This window comes from Burkholderia sp. AU30280, from assembly GCF_020420125.1.
GTDB lineage: Bacteria > Pseudomonadota > Gammaproteobacteria > Burkholderiales > Burkholderiaceae > Burkholderia.
In genome coordinates this window covers 533,264-553,100 of sequence record NZ_JAIZRY010000004.1, presented here as the reverse complement: position 1 = coordinate 553,100, position 19,837 = coordinate 533,264, and the positions used below count along the sequence as shown (strand labels likewise).

Below are 19,837 nucleotides of genomic sequence, written 5' to 3'. Positions count from 1 at the left end.
GCATTCGGGCGGATGGAAATCCTCACCTATGCCATGCCTCCGGCGGTTCAACTCACGGGCTCAGCCCCCGGGTCCAGTCCCTTTTCGCGGAGCCATTCCCGATTGAAAAGCCGCGCGCGATAGATGTCGCCACGGTCGCACAGCAAGGTCACGATCGTGTGCCCCGGGCCCATCCGGCGGGCCAGCCACGCCGCTGCCGCGACGTTGATGCCGCTCGATCCGCCGACATACAGCCCTTCCTCGCGCAGCAACCGGTAGACCATCGTCACGCACTGCTGATCGTCGATCCGCACGGCGTCGTCGATCGGCGTGCCCGCAAGGTTCATGGTGACGCGCGTCGATCCGATGCCTTCGGTGATCGAACTGCCTTCCGCGCCGAGGTCCCCCGTTTTCACGTACCCGTAGAGCCCGCTGCCGTGCGGGTCGGCCAGCACGATCCGGACGTCCGGATTCTGCTCTTTCAGATACCGGCTCACGCCGGCCAGCGTGCCGCCCGTCCCGGTCGCGCAGACGAACGCATCGATCGTGCCCGCCGTATCGCGCCAGATCTCGGGCCCGGTCGTCTCGTAGTGCGCCTGACGATTGACGACGTTGTCGAACTGATTGGCCCACGCCGCGTTGTCGAGTTCGTCCGCGAGCCGTCCGGCAATCTTCTGATAGTTGTTCGGGTCACGGTAGGGCGCCGCCGGCACCGGACGCACCTCGGCGCCGAGGGTGCGCAGGATCGCCAGCTTGTCCGGTGATTGCGTGTCGGGAATCACGATCACGCAGCGATAACCGCGCGCCGCGCAGATATGTGCCAGACCGATGCCGGTGTTGCCGGCCGTGCCCTCGACGACGGTGCCGCCCGGCTTCAGCACGCCACGCCGTTCGGCGTCGCGGATGATGTAGAGCGCCGCGCGGTCCTTCACCGACCCGCCCGGATTCATGAATTCCGCCTTGCCCAGGATCTCGCAGCCCGTCTCGGCGCTGAGCTTCGTCAAGCGAATCAGCGGCGTGCGCCCCACGCAGTCGACGAAGCCGTGTCGCACGTCCATGTCTGCCTCCGTTGCCTTCGCGCGGCGCACGCGCCACACACAACGAAGGATAGGCCGCCCGCGCGGCTTTCGTCGCCGGCGCTCGCGTATTAAGCTTGAAGAGCCCATTGCGGCGCGTGCGCCGCATCGCGAGACGAGGTCCGCCATGCTGCAACTGCACACCGTTGCCGTCGACAAACCCGAGACCGTGAACTTCATCCTCGGCCAGTCGCATTTCATCAAGTCCGTCGAGGACATCCACGAGGCGCTGGTCGGCACCGTGCCCGGCATCCGCTTCGGGCTCGCATTCTGCGAGGCGTCAGGCAAACGGCTGGTGCGCCACTCCGGCACCGATGCGGCGCTCGTCGAGCTTGCATGTCGCAACGCCAGCGCGATCGGCGCCGGCCACGCGTTCATCGTGTTCCTCGGCGACGGCTTCTACCCGGTCAACGTACTCAATGCAATCAAGGCCGTGCCGGAGGTTTGCCGGATCTATTGCGCGACCGCGAACCCGACCGACGTGATCGTCGCGGAAACCGCGCAAGGACGCGGGATCGTCGGCGTCGTCGACGGCTTTGGGCCGCTCGGTGTCGAAAATGACGACGACATCCGCTGGCGCAAGGATCTGCTGCGCACGATCGGCTACAAGGCGTAGGGATGGGCCGCACGGGGGACGGCCTGTAGACCTGGCTGTAGTGAAGGTGCGTTGCAACCGGGATTTCAGGACGGATCGCGCCCAGACCGTTAGTTGCGTTTTAGACGTAGGAACGCCGCCTCTCGTGTTGTGCCGCGATCGTCCGCCTGCCCTATACTGCCCGCAAGCAGACTGACTGACAGCCGCGCCGACGTCCCGGCCGCCGCGGCTCTCCCTGGAGCCACCATGCATTACCAGTTGATCTACGAACTCGTCGACGATTACCTGTCCCGTCGCGAACCGTTCCGCGCGGAGCACCTCGCACTCGCACAGGCCGCAACCGAACGCGGCGAACTCATGCTCGCCGGCGCGCTGTCGGACCCGGCCGACCAGGCCGTGCTCGTGTTCGAAGGGGATTCGCCGGAGGCGGCCGAATCGTTCGCGCGCGCCGATCCGTACGTGCAGAACGGCCTCGTGAAATCGTGGCGCGTGCGTCCGTGGCGCGTCGTGGTCGGCAAGCACGCGCCGCCTCGCGCGTGAAGCGGGACTACAGCCACCCTGCCCGCTTGAATCGCCACCACAGCGCGAAGTCGGCGACGACCATCACGGCGATGCAGCCGTAGAACCCGTATTTCAGGTGCAGCTCGGGCATGTTCGCGAAGTTCATCCCGTAGATGCCGGCGATCATCGTCGGTATCGCGAACAGCGCGGCGAACGAGCCGAGCCGCTTCGTCACTTCGCTCTCGGTCAGCGAAATCATCCCGAGATTGATCTGGATCGCCGTCACGACCATCTCGCGGCGCCCTTCGATCGTCTTCACGATCCGCTGCAGATGGTCGTACACGTCGCGAAAATACGCCGCCATCCCGCTGCAGACGTGCGGAACACGCCCGCCGGTGAGTTTCGCGAGCGGCTCGATCAGCGGCGCCGTATGCTGGTACAGCATCACGAGCCGGCGCTTCAGCGAATAGAGATCCTCGATGATCGCGCGCGACGACGCGGGCGTGGCCTTCGCGAAGATGCGATCCTCGAGTTCCTCGAGTTCGGTGCCGAGCGATTCGAGGATCGGGAAATAGCGGTCGACGACCTGGTCCATCAGCGCGTAGAACACGAACGCCGAGCCTTCCTGCAACAGATGCGGCTCGCGCTCGCAGCGCTTGCGCACTTCGCGGAAATCCTGCTCGGTGTGGTTGCGAATCGACAGCACGTAGTTCGGGCCGACGAACACGTTCAGCTCGCCCAGCTTGAATTCGCCGTCCTCGTCGAGCTCGACCGTATGCAGCACCGCGAACAGCGAATCGCCATACTCCTCGATCTTCGGCCGCTGATGCCCCTTGCGGGCATCCTCGAGCGCCAGCTCGTGCAGCCCGAACTCCTCGCCCATCAGGTCGATTTCGTCGGGCGTCGGATCCTTCAGCGCGACCCACACGAAGCATTCGGGCTTCGACACGTAGTCGCTGATGGCGTCGATATCGATGTCGGCCAGCTTGCGGCCGTCCTGGTATGCAGCACAGTTGATCAGCATGTTGTCCGTGATGTTGCGGTTTGCGCATCAGTTTACCGGTTTGCTGCGCGGGCGGCCCGGCTTGCGCGGCACGGCGATATTGGTCATGATCGGGCTGCGTGCGCCGCAGCATGCGCACCCGGACACTTCGGACCACAAGCCGCACGGCCGTGCGGCCCAACCGTCAAGGAGACAGACCCATGTGGTATTTCTCGTGGATACTCGGCATCGGCGTGGCGCTCGGCTTCGGCATCATCAACGCGATGTGGCTGGAAGCGGAAGTCTTCTCGCGAGGCGACAAGCGCAACGGCGCGTCGAGCCCGCGCTCGGGAGGCAAGGCTTCGTGACGCATCTGGTGTTCTTCTGCGGTCACGCCGGCACCGGCAAGACCACGCTCGCGAAGCGGCTCATCGGGCCGCTGATGCGCGCGACCGGCGAGGCCTTCTGCCTGCTCGACAAGGACACGCTGTACGGCCGCTACAGTTCGGCCGCGATGGGCGCGCTCACCGAGGATCCGAACGACCGCGACAGCCCGCTCTACCTGAAGCACCTGCGCGATCCCGAATACCAGGGCCTGCTCGACACGGCCCGTGAAAATCTCGCGCTCGGCATCGGCGCGCTCGTGGTCGGCCCGCTGTCGCGCGAAGTGCGCGATCGCCGCATTCTCGACCGCGCCTGGCTCGGCATCGCGCCCGACGTCACGCTGACGGTCGTCTGGGTCCACACGTCGGAAGACGTCGCGCACCAGCGGATCGTCGCGCGCGGCAATCCGAACGATGCCTACAAGCTCGCGCACTGGGACGAATACCGGCAGCGCCGCTTCGTGCCGACCGGACACGAATGCGACGGCATCGTGATGTTCGACAACACCGCGCCATCCGATGCCGATGTCAATGCGCTGCTGTACCGCATCGCGCCGCCTCCGCCGGTGGCCACGATCGTCCCGCCGCTGCCGGCCTGACCGGTTATTCCTTCGTTCCCCGCAAAAAACAACGCCGGAAGCGCTGCTGCGCTCCCGGCGTCGTACGGCCCTCGTGCCTGAGGCTGGCTGGCGGGTGGTCAGGCCACCGCGTGCACGCGCTCCATCGTGCCGCCTTCGTACAGCTTGCCGAAGCGGTTCGACAGGAACGCCTTCAGCGACACCTTTTCCTGCGGGATGAAACCGCTCTGCGGCAGCTTCTTTTCGCGGAACAGATCCAGCACCGCGCACATCGCGCCGGCCGTCGTGATCTGGATCGCGCTCATGTGCATCCCGCACACGTCCTTCGCGAAAATCTTGCGGGTGAACACGTCCTGCACCAGCTGACCGTCCTTCACGCCCGTCACCGTGATGAACACGAGCACGACGTCCTGTTTCGTCGACGGCACCGCGCGGCGCATGATCGACTTCAGCGTGTCGCGGTCGGTCGACAGGCGCAGGTCTTCGAGCAGAAACTGCACGAGATCGCGGTGGCCCGGATAGCGCACCGACTTGTAGTCGAGCGTCTCGACCTTGCCCGACAGCGTCTCGCACAACGTGCCCAGGCCGCCCGACGTGTTGAACGCTTCGTATTCGGTGCCGTCCAGCGAGAAGTGCTCGAGGCCTTCGAGCGGCTGCACCCATTGCTTGCGGCCGTCGCGGATCGCTTCGCACGGCTGGCAGTATTCGTTGATCAGGCCGTCGACGCTCCACGTCAGGTTGTACTTCAGCGCGTTGGTCGGGTACTCGGGCAACGCGCCGACGCGCATCTTCACGTCGCGCACTTCGCTGAAGCCGTTCACCAGTTCGTGTGCGGCGAGACCGATGAAGCCCGGTGCGAGGCCGCACTGCGGCATGAACGCACGGTCGGAGCCTTCGGCCAGCTCGCGGATCGCATGGGTCGCGCGCACGTCTTCGGTCAGGTCGAAGTAGTGGACGCCGGCCGCCTTCGCCGCGGCCGCAACGTTGACCGCGAGGTAGTAAGGCAGCGCGTTGACGAGCGCATCGAAGCCCTTCACTGCTTCGCGAATCGCGTTCGCGTCGGCCGAATCGACCCGTTGCGTCGCGATGCCTTCGCGCGACAGCTTCGCAAGCGCATCCGCATCACGGTCGAACGCGACGACTTCGTAGTCGCCCGTTTCACGCAGCATGTGAGCAATGGTGTGGCCGATCAGACCTGCGCCGACGATGGCGATTTTCATGCGCTTATCTCCTGATGATGGGTTGGTGTTGTGAACGGCGTTGAGCCATGAACACAGTTTAGGGACGCGCAAAATCAGTTCCAAGACGAAGAATGATGCGAAACGACCTCTAAATTCGACGTTTCGACGATACATTTCGTCGAAACGTCGAAACAACACCTTTTCCCCGCTGCCGGCCTCGCCATGGCTGGCCTGAGTCTTCCGTTTCAGACTGCATGCCGGCCGCCCGATTGCCAAGGAGGCATCGCATGCAATCCCTGCCCGCTCAACGCACGCCGCGCTGGCTGAACAAGGTGCCCGACGTCGCGCTGTCGTTCTGGATCATCAAGATCATGTCAACCACGGTCGGCGAAACCGGCGCGGACTTTCTTGCGGTCAACGCGGGACTCGGCCAGGCCGTCACGCGCGTCGCAATGGCGTCGCTGCTAACGATCGCGCTGTGGCTGCAGTTGCGCACGTGCTGATACGTGCCGCTACGTGCCGTGGATCTACGGGCTCAAGGTGCTGTGCTGGTCGGCATCGTTGGCACGCAGATCACCGACCTGCTCGCCGACGGCCTGAACGTCAGTCTCGATGCGAGTACCGCCGCGATCTTTTTCGTGTGGCATCGCGTCGAAGGCACGCTGTCGATCGACACGATCGTCACGCCGCGGCCCGAGCTGTTCTCCTGCGCCGCGGTCCTCTGCACGTTCGCGCCGCGCACCGCCGCGGGCGATCTCGCAACCGAGGCGCTCGGGCTCGGCTTCACGCGCCGCGCGACGAACACCGCGCTCGAGCGTCAGCCGCCGATCGTCCCGCGATCGATCTTGCGTGAAAGAATGATGGACGTGGTCGTGCGTTCGACGCCTTCGAGCGTGCCGATCTGGTCGAGCAGGTCGTTGAGCCGTTCGGGCGAATCGGCCCGCAGCCACGCGACGTAGTCGTACTCGCCGCTCACCGCGCAAAGCAACTGCACTTCGGGCATCCGGTCGAGCTTGCGCAACACGTCCTTGCCGAACTTCGGCGTGAGGATGATGCCGACATACGCGTAAATGCTCGCGTCGAGCACGTCCTGCCCGAGCCGGACGCTGTAGCCGGCGATCACGTTGGTGCGTTCGAGCCGCGCGATGCGTGCGACGACCGTCGTGCGCGCGACGTCGAGCTGGCGCGCGAGATCCGCGACGCTTGCGCGCGCATCGGCTTGCAGCAGCGCGACGAGTTGCCGGTCGAGATCGTCGAGTTGATCGAGGCGGGGTGGACGCATGAGGCTGGGCCGGCGCGAGACGCGCCGGCTAAGTGGAATGTGACGCGATGATAGCGCCGAACGCCGGTGCGCCCAAACGGCATCGCACGACTGCGCGATCGCGCATCGTCATGCGGTCGCGCGGCCTTGTCCGTCGCCACGACTGCATCCGGATCGCACTTGCCGCTCGCTTTCCGCGCCTGGCGCCAGTACGCGCCGGACCATCGCGGGCCCGTGCCGACCTGCCATATCCCTTTCAATTTCGATTCGTATCGGTTGTAAGCAAGTGTCGCATTCACTGCCGCGCCGCACGCAACGTGCTACTAATAGCAGGCGACGCGAGAAACGTTTGCGGCAATTGCCGCCGCGCCCGCTCGCAAGACACCATCCCGGAGAGCCAACCATGAAGAAAATCTCGCTCACCCTCGCTACGCTCGCGGTTGCAGCCAGCGCGTTCGCGCAAACCCCGGCGCAGCCGCAAGCGCCCGCCCAGGCCATGACGGCCGCGGCTTCGGCCCCGAGTGCCGAGCAGCGCGAGGCGCGCCACGAAGCGCGCGTCGAGCAGCGCATCAAGTACCTGCACGACCAGCTGAAGATCACGTCGGCGCAGGAACCGCAGTGGAAGACGTTCGCCGACACGATGCGCGACAACGGCGACACGATGGGGCGCCTCTATCGCGAACGGATGGCCAAGCACGACGTCTCCGCACTCGACGACATGAAACAGTACGCGGAACTGTCGCAGGCGAACGCCGACGGCGCAAAGAAGCTCGCCGACGCCTTTGCGCCGCTCTACGAGAGCTTCCCGGCCGACCAGAAGGCGCTGGCCGACACGACGTTCCGCAGCTGGCTGCACCACGGCGGCGAACACCGCGGCAAGGGCAAGACGAAAGGCAAGGAAGGCAAGGCGGCAGCCGCAGCGGCCGCCAGCGCACCCGCGCAGCCCTGACGCCCTCCCCGCCGGCGCCGTACCGCCCGTCCGGGCCGAACGGCGCCGCGCCACTCCAGGCGACCGGCGCGTCACACGGCGCGCCGGATTCGGGATAAGCTCCCGGCTTTTCCAGCTTTCCCGCACTTCTCCGCCATGCTCGAACTCCAGCACCTCGACCTGCGTACCGATCCGCAGGCCCGTCGCGTCGTCAAGGACGAAACCGTTGCCGTGTCCTTCGCGGAGGCCGACGGCGAATTGATGAGCCTCGAAGGCCCGAACCGCTATGCGGCGGGCGACGCGCTGATCACGGGCTCGACCGGCGACCGCTGGGTCGTGTCGCGCGCGCGCTTCGACGCCAAATACCTGCCCGCCGATCCGGCGCTCACGCACGGCGAGCCGGGCGACTACCGGAACCGGCCTGCCGTCGTGCTCGCCCGCCGGATGGACGAGCCCTTCACGATCGCCCGCTCGGAAAACGGCGACATGCTGCGCGGCGTCGCCGGCGACTGGGTGATGCAGTATGCGCCCGGCGACTACGGTGTCGTGCAGGCGCAGCGCTTCGCGCAGGTCTACCGCGACGCGTGATGCGACGCGCCGGCATGGCACCGGCGCGAACGGTCACGCAAAGTCTTCGTCGAGTTCGAGTTCCGCGTCGCGCTCGACGGCCTCACCGGCCGCGTGGCGCTCCTCGAGCGACCCGAGCATCGCTTCCGTATACGCATGCAGCACCGCATGGCTGCGTGCACGCTGCATCGGCTTGAGCGCCAGATAGCGCGCGAGCGCCGCCGGCACGATACGGATATCGAGCGTCATCCGCTTCGGCGCCGAGCCGAAACGCATCGCGAGCCAGTGAACGGACAGGAAGCGCCCGCGGGCGTCGCTGCTTTCGGCAAAACGCGTCTGCTCCGGAAAGAGATCGCAGATCACGCGGGCGAGCGCGTCGAATTCCGCGCTCTGGCATTCGATCAGATAGTCATCCATCCCGTCTCTCCCGTCAGGCTGCCGATTGCGACGGCCGGCACACCTTCACCAGCACGACGACCAGGATCGCGGCCAGCATGACATGCGCGGCCTCGACCCAGCCGGCCGGCAGCACGCGAACCTGGTACAGCAACGCCGGCGCAGCCGCCAGCGCATGCAGCACGATCGCGAGCGGCAACACGCCCGCGCGGCCGGCGCGCACGCCGCGCCAGACCAGCACCGACAGCGCAAGCTGCAGCACGAATGCCGCGCAGCGTTCGAGCAGCAACAACAGGATCGACTGCGCCGACAGCGTCGCAAGCATCACGTGCAGCCGCACGACGGTATCGCCCGGCAGGTCGGCGAGTTGCGTTTCGAGCTGGCCGCGGCTCGCGAGCCACGCGAGATACGACCACTGGGCCCACACGAGTACGCCGACGAACCATGCTTCGGCGCCACCGTGACCGATCCCGTAGCCGATGCCGCGGCTGTCGCCGGCCGACGGGCCGTAGCGGCGGTTCAGGAAACGCATCCCGAGATAGCGGCCGACCTCCTCGAACACGGCGGTCGCGAGCACGCTGTACGCGACGAACGCAAGCGGCTGCGTGAGCCAGCCATCCGGCGGCGTCCGGCTCAGCACGAGCCCGTGGAACGCGCGTTCGAGGATCATCGCAAACAGCGTGAAGACGGCGACGCCGACGATCGTATCGCGGCGGTTCAGCGCCAGCGGCTTGCGCAGGAGTCGGAAGAGGACGAGCGGCAGGAGCGCGATGATCAGCGTGGCGGCGATCAGCACCGCCAGCGTGACGGGAGCGACAGTCATGTATTTCCTTGTTCGGGGCAGCGCATCCGGCGCGCTGCGTGCCCCGCATGATACTCAGCTTGCGGTCGACGCGCGCGCAACCAGTTCGCCCGGCAACAGCGAGACGCGTACGTCGCCCGCCGCGCCGTCGATCCGCTCGTGCACGAATTCGACGGCCTTGTAGCCGATTTCGTAGGTCGGCTGGCGGATCGTCGTGATGCCGATCAGCTCGGCCCATTCCGGATCGTCGATCGACAGCAGCGCCGCCTGCTGCTGCCATCCGGTGCCGAAACGCGCGCGCAGGTGGCGCGCGATCGCGAGCGCGACCGGCGCGTTCGCGGCGAACAGCGCCGCGCGCACGCCGCGCCGCGCCGCGTCGTCGATGCGGGCATCGATGTCGGCCAGCGCCGCCGTGACGGCGTCGGGCGCGTTCAGGTCGAGCACGACCGTCGACGGCACCGTCAGCCCGCGCGCCGCCAGCGCCGCGCGGAACGCAGCCTCGCGCAGGCGCCGCGAGCTGACGCGCTCGAACGGCTGCACGACGAAATGGATCGCGTCGAAACCGTGTTCGACCAGGTGCGCGAGTGCCGTCTCGATCGCGTCGGCGTTGTCGAGGCCGATCAGGTCGGCCTCGAAGCCTTCGACCGTCCGGTCGACAAGCACGGCCGGGATGCCGGCTCCGCGCAGCGGGCGCAGCACATCCTCATCGGCGCCGAGCGCGTTGACGATCAGCCCTTCGACGCGGTAAGTCGTGAGCAGTTGAAGGAAGCGGCGTTCCATCTCGACTTCGTTTGCCGCGTGACAGATCAGCGGCATGTAGCCGAGCGCGTGGCATGCGGCCTCGACGCCCTGCAGCACTTCGACGGTATAGGGATTGGTCAGGTCGGCCGCGAGCATGCCGAGCAAGCGGTTGCGGCCGCGCTTGAGCCCGCGCGCCATCTGGTTCGGCCGGTAGTTGAGCCGCGCGATGGCCGATTCGATCCGCTGGCGCAGATCGATGGACAGCACGTGCGTCTCGCCGTTCAGGTAGCGCGACACACTGGTCTTGCCCGTGCCGGCCTCGCGCGCGACATCGCTGATCGTCGCCGGACGCGTCGTGGTAGGTTGCGAATCGGTCACTGTCGTGCCTCGCGACGTACGATCCGCGCCGCTTCGTGAGCAGACGGACCTTTGTTGTTGGAAACGTAAGCCACCCGGTGGAATCTCCTGTCGACCCGCGTCAGCGCTCCAGCGCTTCGGCACTTACGCGGATCCCATGCTTCGCAGTCAGTCAGCGTTGGCGCTTGAGCTTACGCTGATCCCCTGCTTCTGCTGATCGGCGCCGGCGCGTCGGCACCCGCCCCGGTCACCTGCAAAAACAGTCGGCCGCACCGGACCTGGCGCGGATACCCGTCGCGGGACGCCGCCGGCAGCGTTGCCGGGCCGTCGATGCGACGCGGGCGATCATAACGCAGCCAGCCATCCGGCACCAAGACCATAGACTCTAACGAAGCCGGTACCCCGCCGGCCAACCATCGACCGGTGGCCGCCCCGCTACCCGCGGCGGCTCAGGCGTGCGCGAGCGCATCCGGATTGACGAGATTCGTGCGCAGCGTGCCGGCCAGCGCGCCGACCAGGTTTTCCGCGGCGCAGCGCGCCATCGCGTGGCGCGTCTCGTGCGTCGCCGAGCCGATATGCGGCAGCGCGACGACATTTTTCATCTGCAACAACGGCGAATCCGCCGGCAACGGCTCCTTCTCGAACACGTCGAGCCCCGCGCCACGGATCGTGCCCGCGCGCAGCGCATCGATCAGCGCGGCTTCGTCGACCACCGGCCCGCGCGATGCGTTGATCAGGATCGCCCCGCGCTTCATCTTCGCGAATTCGGCCGCGCCGATCAGGTGGTGCGTTTGCGCAGACAGCGGCACCTGCAGGCACACGAAATCCGATTGCGCGAGCAGTTCGTCGAGCGTGACGCGCCGCGCGCCGTACTGCGTCTCGGCTTCCGCATGCGCGGAGCGGTTCGCGTACAGCACCTGCATCCGGAAGCCGAGCGCCGCGCGCCGCGCGACCGCGCCGCCGATCCGCCCGAGCCCGACGATGCCGAGCGTCTTGCCCTGCACGTCGGTGCCGTACAGGTCGGGGCCGATACTGTGATGCCAGTGGCCGGCCTTCACCCACTCGGCCAGCTCGACCACGCGTCGCGCGGACGCGAGAATCAGCGAAAACACCGTATCGGCGGTCGACTCGGTGAGTACGTCCGGCGTATGCGCGAGCACGATGCCGCGCCGCGTGAGATCCGCGACGTCGAAGTTGTCGTAGCCGACCGAGATCGTCGACCACGCCTTCAGCCGCGGAGCGCGGTCGAGCATCTGCGGCGTGACCTTCAGGCTCGCGCCGATCGCGCCGTCCGCATCGCCGAGCGCATCGGCGAGGGCTGCGGCGCCGTCGGCCCGCACGACGTCCGCATGCTCGCGCAGGTACGCGAGGACGTCATCGGGCAGCGGCTTGTACGCGACGATACGGGGCTTCATCTGATTCATTTTCCTTGCAGCGGCGTCGCGAGCGGATGCGCATCGCGCGCCTGGGGTTTGACGGACAGCGTGAGGATCACCGCCGCGACGAGCGCGGCGCTCATGAATGCGTACGACGCGACGGGCGAGCCGGTCGCACCGTTCAGGTAGCCGACGAAGTACGAGCCGACGAACGAGCCGAGCGCGCCCATGCTGTTGATCAGCGCCATCGCACCACCGGCGACGTTCTTCGGCAGCAGTTCCGGCACGATCGCGAAAAACGGGCCGTACGGCGCGTACATCGCGGCGCCTGCGACGACCAGCAGCGCATACGAAATCCAGAAGTGCGACGAGCCGAGTGCGTACGATGCGGCGAACGCAGCCGCGCCGATCAGCAGGAACGGCCACACGAAACCGCGGCGCGAACCGACCTTGTCGGACGCCCACGATGCGGCGAGCATCGCGATCGTCGCGGCGAGATACGGCAACGCGGACAGCCAGCCGGTCGCGACCATCCCGAGGTCGGAGCCGTTCTTGACGATCGACGGCAGCCACAGCACGAAGCCGTACACGCCGATGCTCCAGCAGAAATACTGTGCGCACAGCTTGATCACGGCCGGCGAACGGAACGCCTCGCCATAGTTGCGCACGGGCTTGATCGCTGCCTGCTCGGCCGCGAGTGCGGCGTCGAGGTCACGCTTTTCCTGCGCGTTGAGCCACGGCGAATCGGCCGGCTTGTCCTGCACGAGGAACCACCAGCACACGGCCCAGAGGACGGCCGGCACGCCTTCGGCGATGAACATGTGGCGCCAGCCGAATTCGTGCACGAGATAGCCCGACACGATCGACATCCACAGCACGGTGACCGGGTTGCCGAGGATCAGGAACGTATTCGCGCGCGAGCGCTCGTTCTTCGTGAACCAATTGCTGATGTAGATCAGCATCGCCGGCATCACGGCCGCCTCGACGACGCCGAGCGCGAAGCGGATCGCCATCAGCGACGGGATGTTGCTGACCACGCCCGTGAGCGCCGCGCAAGCGCCCCACAGGATGAGGCTGACGAACACGAGCTTCTTCACGCTGCGGCGTTCCGCATAGATCGCGCCGGGGATCTGGAAGAAGAAGTAGCCGAGAAAGAACAGCGCGCCGATCAGCGACGACAGGCCCTTGCTGATCCCGAGGTCCTGGTTGATGCCGGCCGCGGCCGCGAATCCGTAGTTCGCGCGGTCGAGGTAGGCGAGGCTGTACGTGATGAAGACGATCGGCATGATCGTCCACCAGCGGCGGGCAGCAAGTGTGTTGGCCATCAGAATGTCTCCTGTGTCGGAACGCACGCTTCGGCGCGCGCCCCGGTCCCGAACGTTGCCGTGCGCGTGCACGACGAAAGAGTCCGCGGATTGTGCCGTGTCCGGCCTCTCATTGCGCGGTGAAGGTTTCCTCTAAGCGATCGGCGCGATTGCTGACGTTTTCGAATCGATCGAGCGCGGCGCGGGTCGGCAGCCCTTCCGAGTCGCCGATCACCTGGATCGCGAGCGCGCCGATCCGGTTGCCGCGCGCCACGGCCTGCTCGATCGTCTTGCCCTCCAGCAGCGCGCTGACCACGCCGACCGCGAAACCGTCGCCGGCGCCGACCGTGTCGACGACGTTCTGCACGCGCTCGCCCGCCACCGTGCCGTCATGACCATCGGCCGTCCGGTAGTACGCGCCTTCGGCACCAAGCTTGATCACGACACCACGCGCACCCTGCGCCAGGTAGAAGCCCGCGATGTCGGCCGGCGTGTCGTGCCCGGTCAGTTGCCGCCCTTCGGCGATGCCCGGCAGCACCCAGTCCGCGAGCGACGCGAGCGCGTTCAGCGTCTTCGCCATGACGTCGGCGGACGGCCACAGCGTCGGGCGCAGGTTCGGGTCGAACGAGATCGTCTTGCCGGCCGCGCGCATTTCGCGCGCGAGCTTGAACGCGAGCTCGCACGACGTCGCGGAGATCGCCGGCGCGACGCCCGTCAGGTGCAGGTGGCGCGCGCCGAGAACGTAGTCGGCCACGTAGTCGTCGCACGACAGGTGGCTCGCGGCCGAGCCCTTGCGAAAATATTCGACGGTCGGGTCGCTGCCGTCGTCGTTGCGGGACTTCAGCTGGAAGCCGGTCGGATAACGCGGGTCGACCGTCACGCACGACGCGTCGATGCCCTCGCGCGCCAGCGTGTCGAGCACGTAGCCGCCGAACGAATCGCGACCGACGCGGCTCATCCAGCCGACCCGGAAGCCGAGCCGCGACAGGCCGATCGCGACGTTCAGGTCGGCGCCCGCGATCCGCTTCGAAAATTGCGTCGCGTGCGCGAGATGGCCGGGCTCGTTCGCGACGAACATCGCCATCGCTTCGCCGTAGGTCACGACATCGAGTGCTGCTTTCATGAATGAACTCTCCAGGATCCTTCCGCCGTCACGCGGCCGCGAGCCACGCGACGCGCCGGCATGCATCGCCCGCCAGGTCGGCCGCGTCGAACGGGAACTCGATACCGCGCGGCACCTGCCGCGGCAGCGCCGCGAGCACGCCGGTCACGAGCGGGTCGTTCGGCGCCGGCGCGGCGGCGAAACGGCGCGCGCCCTCGCCCGCGACCGCCTTGCAATGAATGTATTCCACATACGGCGCGAGCACTTGCGCGCAGTCAAGCGGCGCTTCGCCCGGCCACTGCCAGTTGCCGATGTCGAAGGTCATCCCGAGCGCATCGGGCGTGCCCGCCGCGGCCAGCGCCGCGAACAGCCCGCGGAACTGCGCGAGCGCGCCGCCCACCGGAAGCTGGCCGTTTTCGACCACCACCCGGGCACGCGCACCGCGCGACAGCGCGACGATGTCCGCCGCGTGCGCGTCGCCGGCGAAGCCGCCGAGCTGGAATTTCACGAAGCGCGCCCCGAGCGCGTCGGCTTCCGCGAGCGCGCTGCGCAACGCGTCCGCATTGAGCGCACCCGTTTCCGTGTACAGGTTGGCCGGCGTCGAATAGACCGACCACAGCCCGTGGCTGGCCAGTTGCGCGCCGAGCGCGGCCAGCGCGGCGGGGGCTGCTTCCGCTTCGGACGCGAACAGTTCACGCCGCACCTCGAAGCCGGTCGCACCGGACGCTGCCGCGGTCGCGACGAATGCGCCGTGGCCCTCCTGACGCACGCGATCCATCCCGAATGCGCTCGCCACGATCACGATGTCTGTCATTTTGCCCTTTTTCACCGGAATGGAACCGGTTCCATTTGCTTGAGACGGATGGTGCGCTTCGCGTCAGACCCACGCCATAGAGGAAATCCCTAAGATGGGGCAACGACGCAGATGCGCACCGACACGGCGCGCATCGCGCGTTCCCGGGCCGGGCGTGCGGCCACTCATGCGACGTCGTGCGCGAGGCTCATCTCGAGGAATTGTGCGGCGACCCGCGACGGCGCGCCGCCGTGCGGCACGAGGATGGAGAAGTGACGTGCGAGCGGCGCGGGCGCGAGCGAGCGCAGGACGAGCGCGGCATCGTCGTGACGCAGCGACATCGCGGATACGAACCCGACGCCCATCCCGGCCCGCACCGCTTCCTTCACCGCCTCGACGCCCGCGATCTCGAACGCGACGCGCATCGGCGCCGCGCCTTGCGCGAACGCACGCTCGACGAGTTGCCGCACGGCGGAGCCCGCCTCGCGCAGTACGAGCGGATGGGCCGCCAGCGCGTCGAGCGTGACCCCCGACGCATAGTCGGGCGCGGCCAGCGGATGACCGGTCGGCACGATCGCCACGATCTCGTCCTCGCGCCACGCATGCACCGCGGTGCCCGGCGGCAGTGCCTCGCCAGGGGGCCCTTCGATCATCGCGATATCGAGCGACGGCAGCGCCGCGACCACGTCGGCCGTGTTGCCGCTCATCGTGTGGATCGCCACGCGTGGCGCGCGCGGCTGGAACGCCGCGATCAGGTACGGCAGCAGGTAGCTCGCGGGGGTCGTGCTCGCGCCGATGCGCAGCGTGCCGGCCTCGAGGCCGCGTACCGCGTCACGAAACGCGCGCGCCTGCGCAAAGGTGTCGCGCTGCGCCTTCGCGTATTGCGCGAGCTGTTCTCCGACCGGCGTCAGCCGGATGCCGCGGCCTTCGCGCTGGTACAGCGGCTCGCCGAATTCGTCCTGCAACAGCCGCAACTGGCCCGACACGGCCGGCTGCGACAGATGCAGCGACACGGCGGCGTGGCTGATGTTCAGGTGCTCGGCGACGGCGGCGAACGTTATCAGTTGATCCGGGGTCATGGGGTGAAATTATCGGCTTTCCGGATAGTTTACGTCACAAATCACAATTTTTCATATCGATATAACGAAATTAGGATTACAGCATCGCAACACGCTCCATCACGGTGCTTCCATGTCCACTGCCCCGACTCCCCATCTCAGCCCCGCCGCGCCGTCGATGCGCGGCCAGTTGAACGGCGTGCTGTTCGTCGCGCTGTTCGCCGCCGCCGTCACGAGCCTGTCCCAGCTGCCCGCGATCGCGGGGCTCGGCCTGTCGCCGCTGATCGTCGGCATCGTCGCCGGTGCGCTGTACGGCAACGCGCTGCGCGACGGCATGCCGGCCAGCTGGGCGGCCGGCGTCAATTTCTCCGCGCGCAAGCTGCTGCGCATCGCGGTCGCGTTCTTCGGGTTGCGCGTGAGCCTGCAGGAAATCGCGCAGGTCGGGCTGCCGGGCCTGACGGTGTCGGTACTGGTCGTCGTCAGCACGCTCGTGATCGGCACCTGGGCCGGCATGAAGATCATGAAGCTCGACCGCGACTCGGCATTGCTGACCGCCGCGGGCAGCGCGATCTGCGGCGCGGCCGCCGTGCTCGCGTTCGAGTCGACGCTGCAGTCGAAGCCGCACCAGAGCGCGATGGCCGTGGGCAGCGTCGTGCTGTTCGGCACGCTGTCGATGTTCCTGTACCCGCTCGCGTATCACGCCGGGCTGCTGAACCTCGATCCGGCCGGCCTCGGCCTGTTCTTCGGCGGCACGATCCACGAGGTCGCGCAGGTGGTCGGCGCGGCGAGCGACATCAGCCCGCAGGTCGCGCACGTCGCGACGATCGTCAAGATGACCCGCGTGATGCTGCTCGTGCCGGTGCTGCTGGTGCTCGGCTGGTGGCTCGCCCGCTCGGCGCGCGCCGCCGGCGGCGCGCAAGGCAAGCGCAAGGTGGCCGTGCCCTGGTTCGCGCTCGGTTTCCTCGGCTTCGTGATCGTCAACTCGCTGAACGTGCTGCCCGCCGACGTCACGCACACGCTGAACGTGCTCGACACCTTCGCGCTGACGATGGCGATGACCGCGCTCGGCATCGAAACCCGCGTCGCGCAGATCCGCGCGGCCGGCCCCCGCGCGCTGATGACCGGCCTGATCCTGTACGTATGGCTGATCGCCGGCGGCTACGGGATCACCTGGGCCGTGCAGCACTGGCTTGGCTGAGTTGCCCGCCCGTGACACTTCGCGCGCCGCGCCCGACGGGATGGTCCCGCGGGCGCGGCGCAGTGCTATGCTTCGCGTCGTTTTCCATCGCCCTCTTTCAGCCGTGCTCTCGTTCCTGCTGAAGCTGCGCACTCGCGCCCAAACGCTGTTCCGCCTGTCGGACGCCCATACGATGCTGATCTGGTCGGCCATCGTCGGCGTCGGCGGCGCCTTTGCCACGATGGCGTTCCGCGAAGGCATCGACCTGATGCAGCACCTGATCTCCGGGCACAGCGGCAGCTTCGTGCAGATGGCGAAGAGCCTGCCCTGGTACGTGCGGTTCTGGATGCCGGCCGCGGGCGGCTTTCTCGCCGGCTGCGTGCTGCTGCTGGCGACGCGCGGCGACAAGAAGGCCGCCAAGACCGACTACATGGAATCGGTCGCGCTCGGCAACGGCATCGTGCCGGTCCGCCAGAGCCTGTGGCGCAGCGTGTCGTCGCTGCTGACGATCGGCAGCGGCGGCTCGATCGGCCGCGAAGGCCCGATGGTGCAGCTCGCGGCGCTCGCCGCGTCGCTCGTCGGCCGCTTCGCGCACTTCGACCCGCCGCGCCTGCGCCTGCTGGTCGCCTGCGGGGCGGCGGCCGGCATCACGTCCGCCTACAACGCGCCGATCGCCGGCGCCTTCTTCGTATCGGAAATCGTGCTCGGCACGATCGCGATGGAGAGTTTCGGGCCGATGGTCGTCGCGTCGGTCGTCGCGAACATCGTGATGCGCGAATTCGTCGGCTACCGGCCGCCGTACGAGATGCCGGTGTTTCCGGCCGTCACCGGCCCCGAGGTGCTGCTGTTCGTCGTGCTCGGCGCGCTGTGCGGCGTGCTCGCGCCGCAGTTCCTGCACCTGCTCGACGCGTCGAAGAACCAGTTCAAGCGGCTACCGGTGCCGTTGCCCGTGCGGCTCGCGCTCGGCGGCCTCGTCGTCGGCGTGATCTCGGTGTGGACTCCGGACGTGTGGGGCAACGGCTACAGCGTCGTGAACCACATCCTCCATTCACCGTGGACCTGGCAGGCGCTCGTCGCGGTACTCGTGTTCAAGGTGATCGCGACCGCCGCGACCGCCGGCTCGGGCGCGATCGGCGGCGTGTTCACGCCGACGCTGTTCGTCGGCGCGGTGTTCGGTTCGCTGTTCGGGCTCGCGATGGAAGCGCTGTGGCCCGGCCATACGTCGGCGTACTTCGCGTATGCGATCGTCGGGATGGGCGCGTTCATGGCGGGCGCCACGCAGGCGCCGCTGATGGCGATCCTGATGATCTTCGAGATGACGCTGAGCTACCAGGTCGTGCTGCCGCTGCTGGTGTCGTGCGTGTTCGCGTATTTCGTCGCCCGCGCGACGGGCACGACGTCGATGTACGAGATCACGCTGCATCACTACCAGGACGCGCAGGAGCGGATGCGGCTGCGCACCACGCAGATGCGCGAGCTGATCCAGCCCGCGCAGACGGTCGTGCCGCTCACGGCGAGCGTCGCGGACATGACGCGCGTGTTCCTCGAGTATCCGGTGAAGTACCTGTACGTGACCGACGACGCCGGGCGCTTTCGCGGCGCGGTCGCGCTGAAGGACATCACGTCGGACCTGCTCGACAAGCGCGACACGACCGACAAGACGGCCGCGCACTACGCGCACACGCCGTTTCCGCTCCTCACGCCCGACATGCCGCTGGCCACCGCGCTCGAACGCTTCATGGCGTTCCAGGGCGAGCGGCTGCCGGTGATCGAGAGCGAGGCCGAGCCGACGCTCGCGGGGGTGGTCTACAAGACGTCGCTGCTCGACGCATATCGGCGGATGACGGGCGAGCGCTGACGCGCATGGCGCGGTGCGCGCCGCCCCGCTTCATCGCATGCCGCCTGCCGTCTGCCGCGGGCGAGCACGACGCCCGCGCACCCGCCGCCCCGCTCAGTCCGGCGCGCGCCCCAGCACGACCCGCGCGAAGAACCCGGCAAGCACCGCTTCGGCCGAGTCGGCCGACACGTGCTGCGGATCGGCCGTGTAAAACGACTGCACGCCGTCGCACAGGCACATCAGGCCGAACGCGAGCGTCTCGGCCGGCAGGAGCAGCGGCGTGCCCGCGCGCTCGGCGAAGCGCTGGATGAATTCGGCCATCTGCAACCGCTTGGCGTGCAGGAACTGGTTGAAGCGCACGCGAAACTTCGCGTCGCGCGCGGCCTGCAGCTTCGCCTCGCCCCACAGCAGCGAATATTCATCGTCGCGAAACAGCGTCCGGTAGTACGCGAGCGCCATCGACTCCATCTGCTCGCGCGGGCCGCCTTCCTCGAAGATCGCTTCGAAATCGGCCCGCACCGAATCATGGTCGCGCGCGAGCAGTTCGAGCAGCAGTTCCGACTTGCTGCGGAAATTCGAGTAGAACGCACCGCGCGTAAAGCCCGCCGCGGCCGCAATGTCCTCGACGCTCGCGGCCACAAAGCCTTTCTTCAGAAAAATACGATGCGCGGCATTCAGCAGACGTTCGCGCGTCTGGTCCCTGCTCTGCTCGCGGGTTAAGCGCTGAGGTTTCATGGCGCGCAGTCTAGCACCAATCCCCTTTCGGATTCATCTTTGCATTCAGATACAGGTGTGTATTAGAATTCGCCACAGTTTCTGAAAGATGGTGTCCGCACGCCCGTGCCGGCGCCGCTCGGGGCAAG

Annotated in this window: 21 protein-coding genes and 1 pseudogene; 9 read left to right on the top strand and 13 right to left on the bottom strand. The window is 67.4% G+C overall.

From position 1 onward, the window contains the following. Nucleotides 1–47: 47 nt before the first annotated feature. Nucleotides 48–1,037: a cysteine synthase A gene (locus tag LGN17_RS12825; protein ID WP_226197156.1), complete on the bottom strand. Its 990-nt coding sequence runs from the start codon at nucleotides 1,035–1,037 to the stop codon at nucleotides 48–50. 145 nt (nucleotides 1,038–1,182) lie between these two features. On the opposite strand from LGN17_RS12825, the gene LGN17_RS12820 reads away from it, so the two are divergent. Together LGN17_RS12820 and LGN17_RS12815 are read left to right on the top strand one after the other, a co-directional pair. Next, complete coding sequence (locus LGN17_RS12820; protein ID WP_226197134.1) at nucleotides 1,183–1,671, top strand: adenosine-specific kinase; 489 nt, start codon at nucleotides 1,183–1,185, stop codon at nucleotides 1,669–1,671. A gap of 225 nt (nucleotides 1,672–1,896) precedes the next feature. Beyond that, complete coding sequence (locus tag LGN17_RS12815) at nucleotides 1,897–2,190, top strand: YciI-like protein (protein WP_175956119.1); 294 nt, start codon at nucleotides 1,897–1,899, stop codon at nucleotides 2,188–2,190. Between the two features lie 7 nt (nucleotides 2,191–2,197). Here the strand turns inward: LGN17_RS12815 and corA are convergent, their stop codons facing one another. Next, complete coding sequence (gene corA / locus LGN17_RS12810) at nucleotides 2,198–3,175, bottom strand: magnesium/cobalt transporter CorA (RefSeq protein ID WP_226197133.1); 978 nt, start codon at nucleotides 3,173–3,175, stop codon at nucleotides 2,198–2,200. Between the two features lie 179 nt (nucleotides 3,176–3,354). Here corA and cydX point away from each other — a divergent pair, with 179 nt between their 5' ends. After that, nucleotides 3,355–3,501, top strand: coding sequence for a cytochrome bd-I oxidase subunit CydX (gene cydX, locus LGN17_RS12805; RefSeq protein WP_043182986.1), 147 nt, complete (start codon nucleotides 3,355–3,357; stop codon nucleotides 3,499–3,501). Further along, nucleotides 3,498–4,115, top strand: coding sequence for an AAA family ATPase (locus LGN17_RS12800; protein ID WP_175956122.1), 618 nt, complete (start codon nucleotides 3,498–3,500; stop codon nucleotides 4,113–4,115). Before cydX ends, LGN17_RS12800 begins: the two co-directional genes overlap by 4 nt. A gap of 98 nt (nucleotides 4,116–4,213) precedes the next feature. Here the strand turns inward: LGN17_RS12800 and LGN17_RS12795 are convergent, their stop codons facing one another. Next, nucleotides 4,214–5,314, bottom strand: coding sequence for a saccharopine dehydrogenase family protein (locus tag LGN17_RS12795; protein WP_011352168.1), 1,101 nt, complete (start codon nucleotides 5,312–5,314; stop codon nucleotides 4,214–4,216). A gap of 248 nt (nucleotides 5,315–5,562) precedes the next feature. Between LGN17_RS12795 and LGN17_RS12790 the strand changes: the two are divergent. Then, nucleotides 5,563–6,063 (top strand): annotated as a pseudogene (locus tag LGN17_RS12790) (hypothetical protein); the annotation flags it as partial. Nucleotides 6,064–6,092: 29 nt separating this feature from the next. On the opposite strand, the gene LGN17_RS12785 reads toward LGN17_RS12790, so the two are convergent. Next, on the bottom strand, nucleotides 6,093–6,557 hold the full coding sequence (locus LGN17_RS12785; protein ID WP_006481526.1) for an Lrp/AsnC family transcriptional regulator: 465 nt from the start codon (nucleotides 6,555–6,557) through the stop codon (nucleotides 6,093–6,095). A 382-nt stretch (nucleotides 6,558–6,939) separates the two neighbouring features. Here LGN17_RS12785 and LGN17_RS12780 point away from each other — a divergent pair, with 382 nt between their 5' ends. Together LGN17_RS12780 and LGN17_RS12775 are read left to right on the top strand one after the other, a co-directional pair. Further along, nucleotides 6,940–7,485 carry a Spy/CpxP family protein refolding chaperone gene (locus LGN17_RS12780; protein WP_226197132.1) on the top strand — a complete coding sequence of 182 codons (546 nt, stop codon included), beginning with the start codon at nucleotides 6,940–6,942 and terminating at the stop codon, nucleotides 7,483–7,485. A gap of 135 nt (nucleotides 7,486–7,620) precedes the next feature. Next, nucleotides 7,621–8,052: a PGDYG domain-containing protein gene (locus LGN17_RS12775; protein WP_226197131.1), complete on the top strand. Its 432-nt coding sequence runs from the start codon at nucleotides 7,621–7,623 to the stop codon at nucleotides 8,050–8,052. A 33-nt stretch (nucleotides 8,053–8,085) separates the two neighbouring features. Here the strand turns inward: LGN17_RS12775 and LGN17_RS12770 are convergent, their stop codons facing one another. From LGN17_RS12770 to LGN17_RS12735, 8 genes are all read right to left on the bottom strand, one after another. Beyond that, a complete protein-coding gene (locus LGN17_RS12770; protein WP_175956131.1) occupies nucleotides 8,086–8,448 on the bottom strand; it encodes a DUF3022 domain-containing protein in 363 nt (120 codons plus the stop codon). A gap of 13 nt (nucleotides 8,449–8,461) precedes the next feature. Continuing rightward, nucleotides 8,462–9,250 carry a YhfC family glutamic-type intramembrane protease gene (locus LGN17_RS12765; RefSeq protein WP_226197130.1) on the bottom strand — a complete coding sequence of 263 codons (789 nt, stop codon included), beginning with the start codon at nucleotides 9,248–9,250 and terminating at the stop codon, nucleotides 8,462–8,464. 54 nt (nucleotides 9,251–9,304) lie between these two features. Then, nucleotides 9,305–10,348 carry a LacI family DNA-binding transcriptional regulator gene (locus LGN17_RS12760; protein WP_226197129.1) on the bottom strand — a complete coding sequence of 348 codons (1,044 nt, stop codon included), beginning with the start codon at nucleotides 10,346–10,348 and terminating at the stop codon, nucleotides 9,305–9,307. 428 nt (nucleotides 10,349–10,776) lie between these two features. Beyond that, nucleotides 10,777–11,742, bottom strand: a complete 966-nt coding sequence (locus tag LGN17_RS12755; RefSeq protein ID WP_175956137.1) for an NAD(P)-dependent oxidoreductase — start codon at nucleotides 11,740–11,742, stop codon at nucleotides 10,777–10,779. Between the two features lie 5 nt (nucleotides 11,743–11,747). After that, nucleotides 11,748–13,028 carry an MFS transporter gene (locus LGN17_RS12750; RefSeq protein WP_226197128.1) on the bottom strand — a complete coding sequence of 427 codons (1,281 nt, stop codon included), beginning with the start codon at nucleotides 13,026–13,028 and terminating at the stop codon, nucleotides 11,748–11,750. A 109-nt stretch (nucleotides 13,029–13,137) separates the two neighbouring features. Next, on the bottom strand, nucleotides 13,138–14,130 hold the full coding sequence (locus LGN17_RS12745) for a sugar kinase (protein ID WP_226197127.1): 993 nt from the start codon (nucleotides 14,128–14,130) through the stop codon (nucleotides 13,138–13,140). 28 nt (nucleotides 14,131–14,158) lie between these two features. Further along, nucleotides 14,159–14,923 (bottom strand): TIM barrel protein, encoded by a 765-nt coding sequence (locus LGN17_RS12740; protein WP_226197126.1) that lies wholly within the window; start codon nucleotides 14,921–14,923, stop codon nucleotides 14,159–14,161. A 164-nt stretch (nucleotides 14,924–15,087) separates the two neighbouring features. Continuing rightward, nucleotides 15,088–15,981 (bottom strand): LysR family transcriptional regulator, encoded by an 894-nt coding sequence (locus LGN17_RS12735; RefSeq protein ID WP_226197125.1) that lies wholly within the window; start codon nucleotides 15,979–15,981, stop codon nucleotides 15,088–15,090. A 112-nt stretch (nucleotides 15,982–16,093) separates the two neighbouring features. Here LGN17_RS12735 and LGN17_RS12730 point away from each other — a divergent pair, with 112 nt between their 5' ends. Together LGN17_RS12730 and LGN17_RS12725 are read left to right on the top strand one after the other, a co-directional pair. Further along, nucleotides 16,094–17,158 carry a YeiH family protein gene (locus LGN17_RS12730; protein WP_226197124.1) on the top strand — a complete coding sequence of 355 codons (1,065 nt, stop codon included), beginning with the start codon at nucleotides 16,094–16,096 and terminating at the stop codon, nucleotides 17,156–17,158. A 103-nt stretch (nucleotides 17,159–17,261) separates the two neighbouring features. Next, nucleotides 17,262–18,995: a ClcB-like voltage-gated chloride channel protein gene (locus LGN17_RS12725; RefSeq protein WP_226197155.1), complete on the top strand. Its 1,734-nt coding sequence runs from the start codon at nucleotides 17,262–17,264 to the stop codon at nucleotides 18,993–18,995. 93 nt (nucleotides 18,996–19,088) lie between these two features. Here LGN17_RS12725 and LGN17_RS12720 read toward each other — a convergent pair whose 3' ends face one another. Continuing rightward, nucleotides 19,089–19,709, bottom strand: coding sequence for a TetR/AcrR family transcriptional regulator (locus LGN17_RS12720; protein WP_175956151.1), 621 nt, complete (start codon nucleotides 19,707–19,709; stop codon nucleotides 19,089–19,091). Between the last annotated feature and the right edge of the window lie 128 nt (nucleotides 19,710–19,837).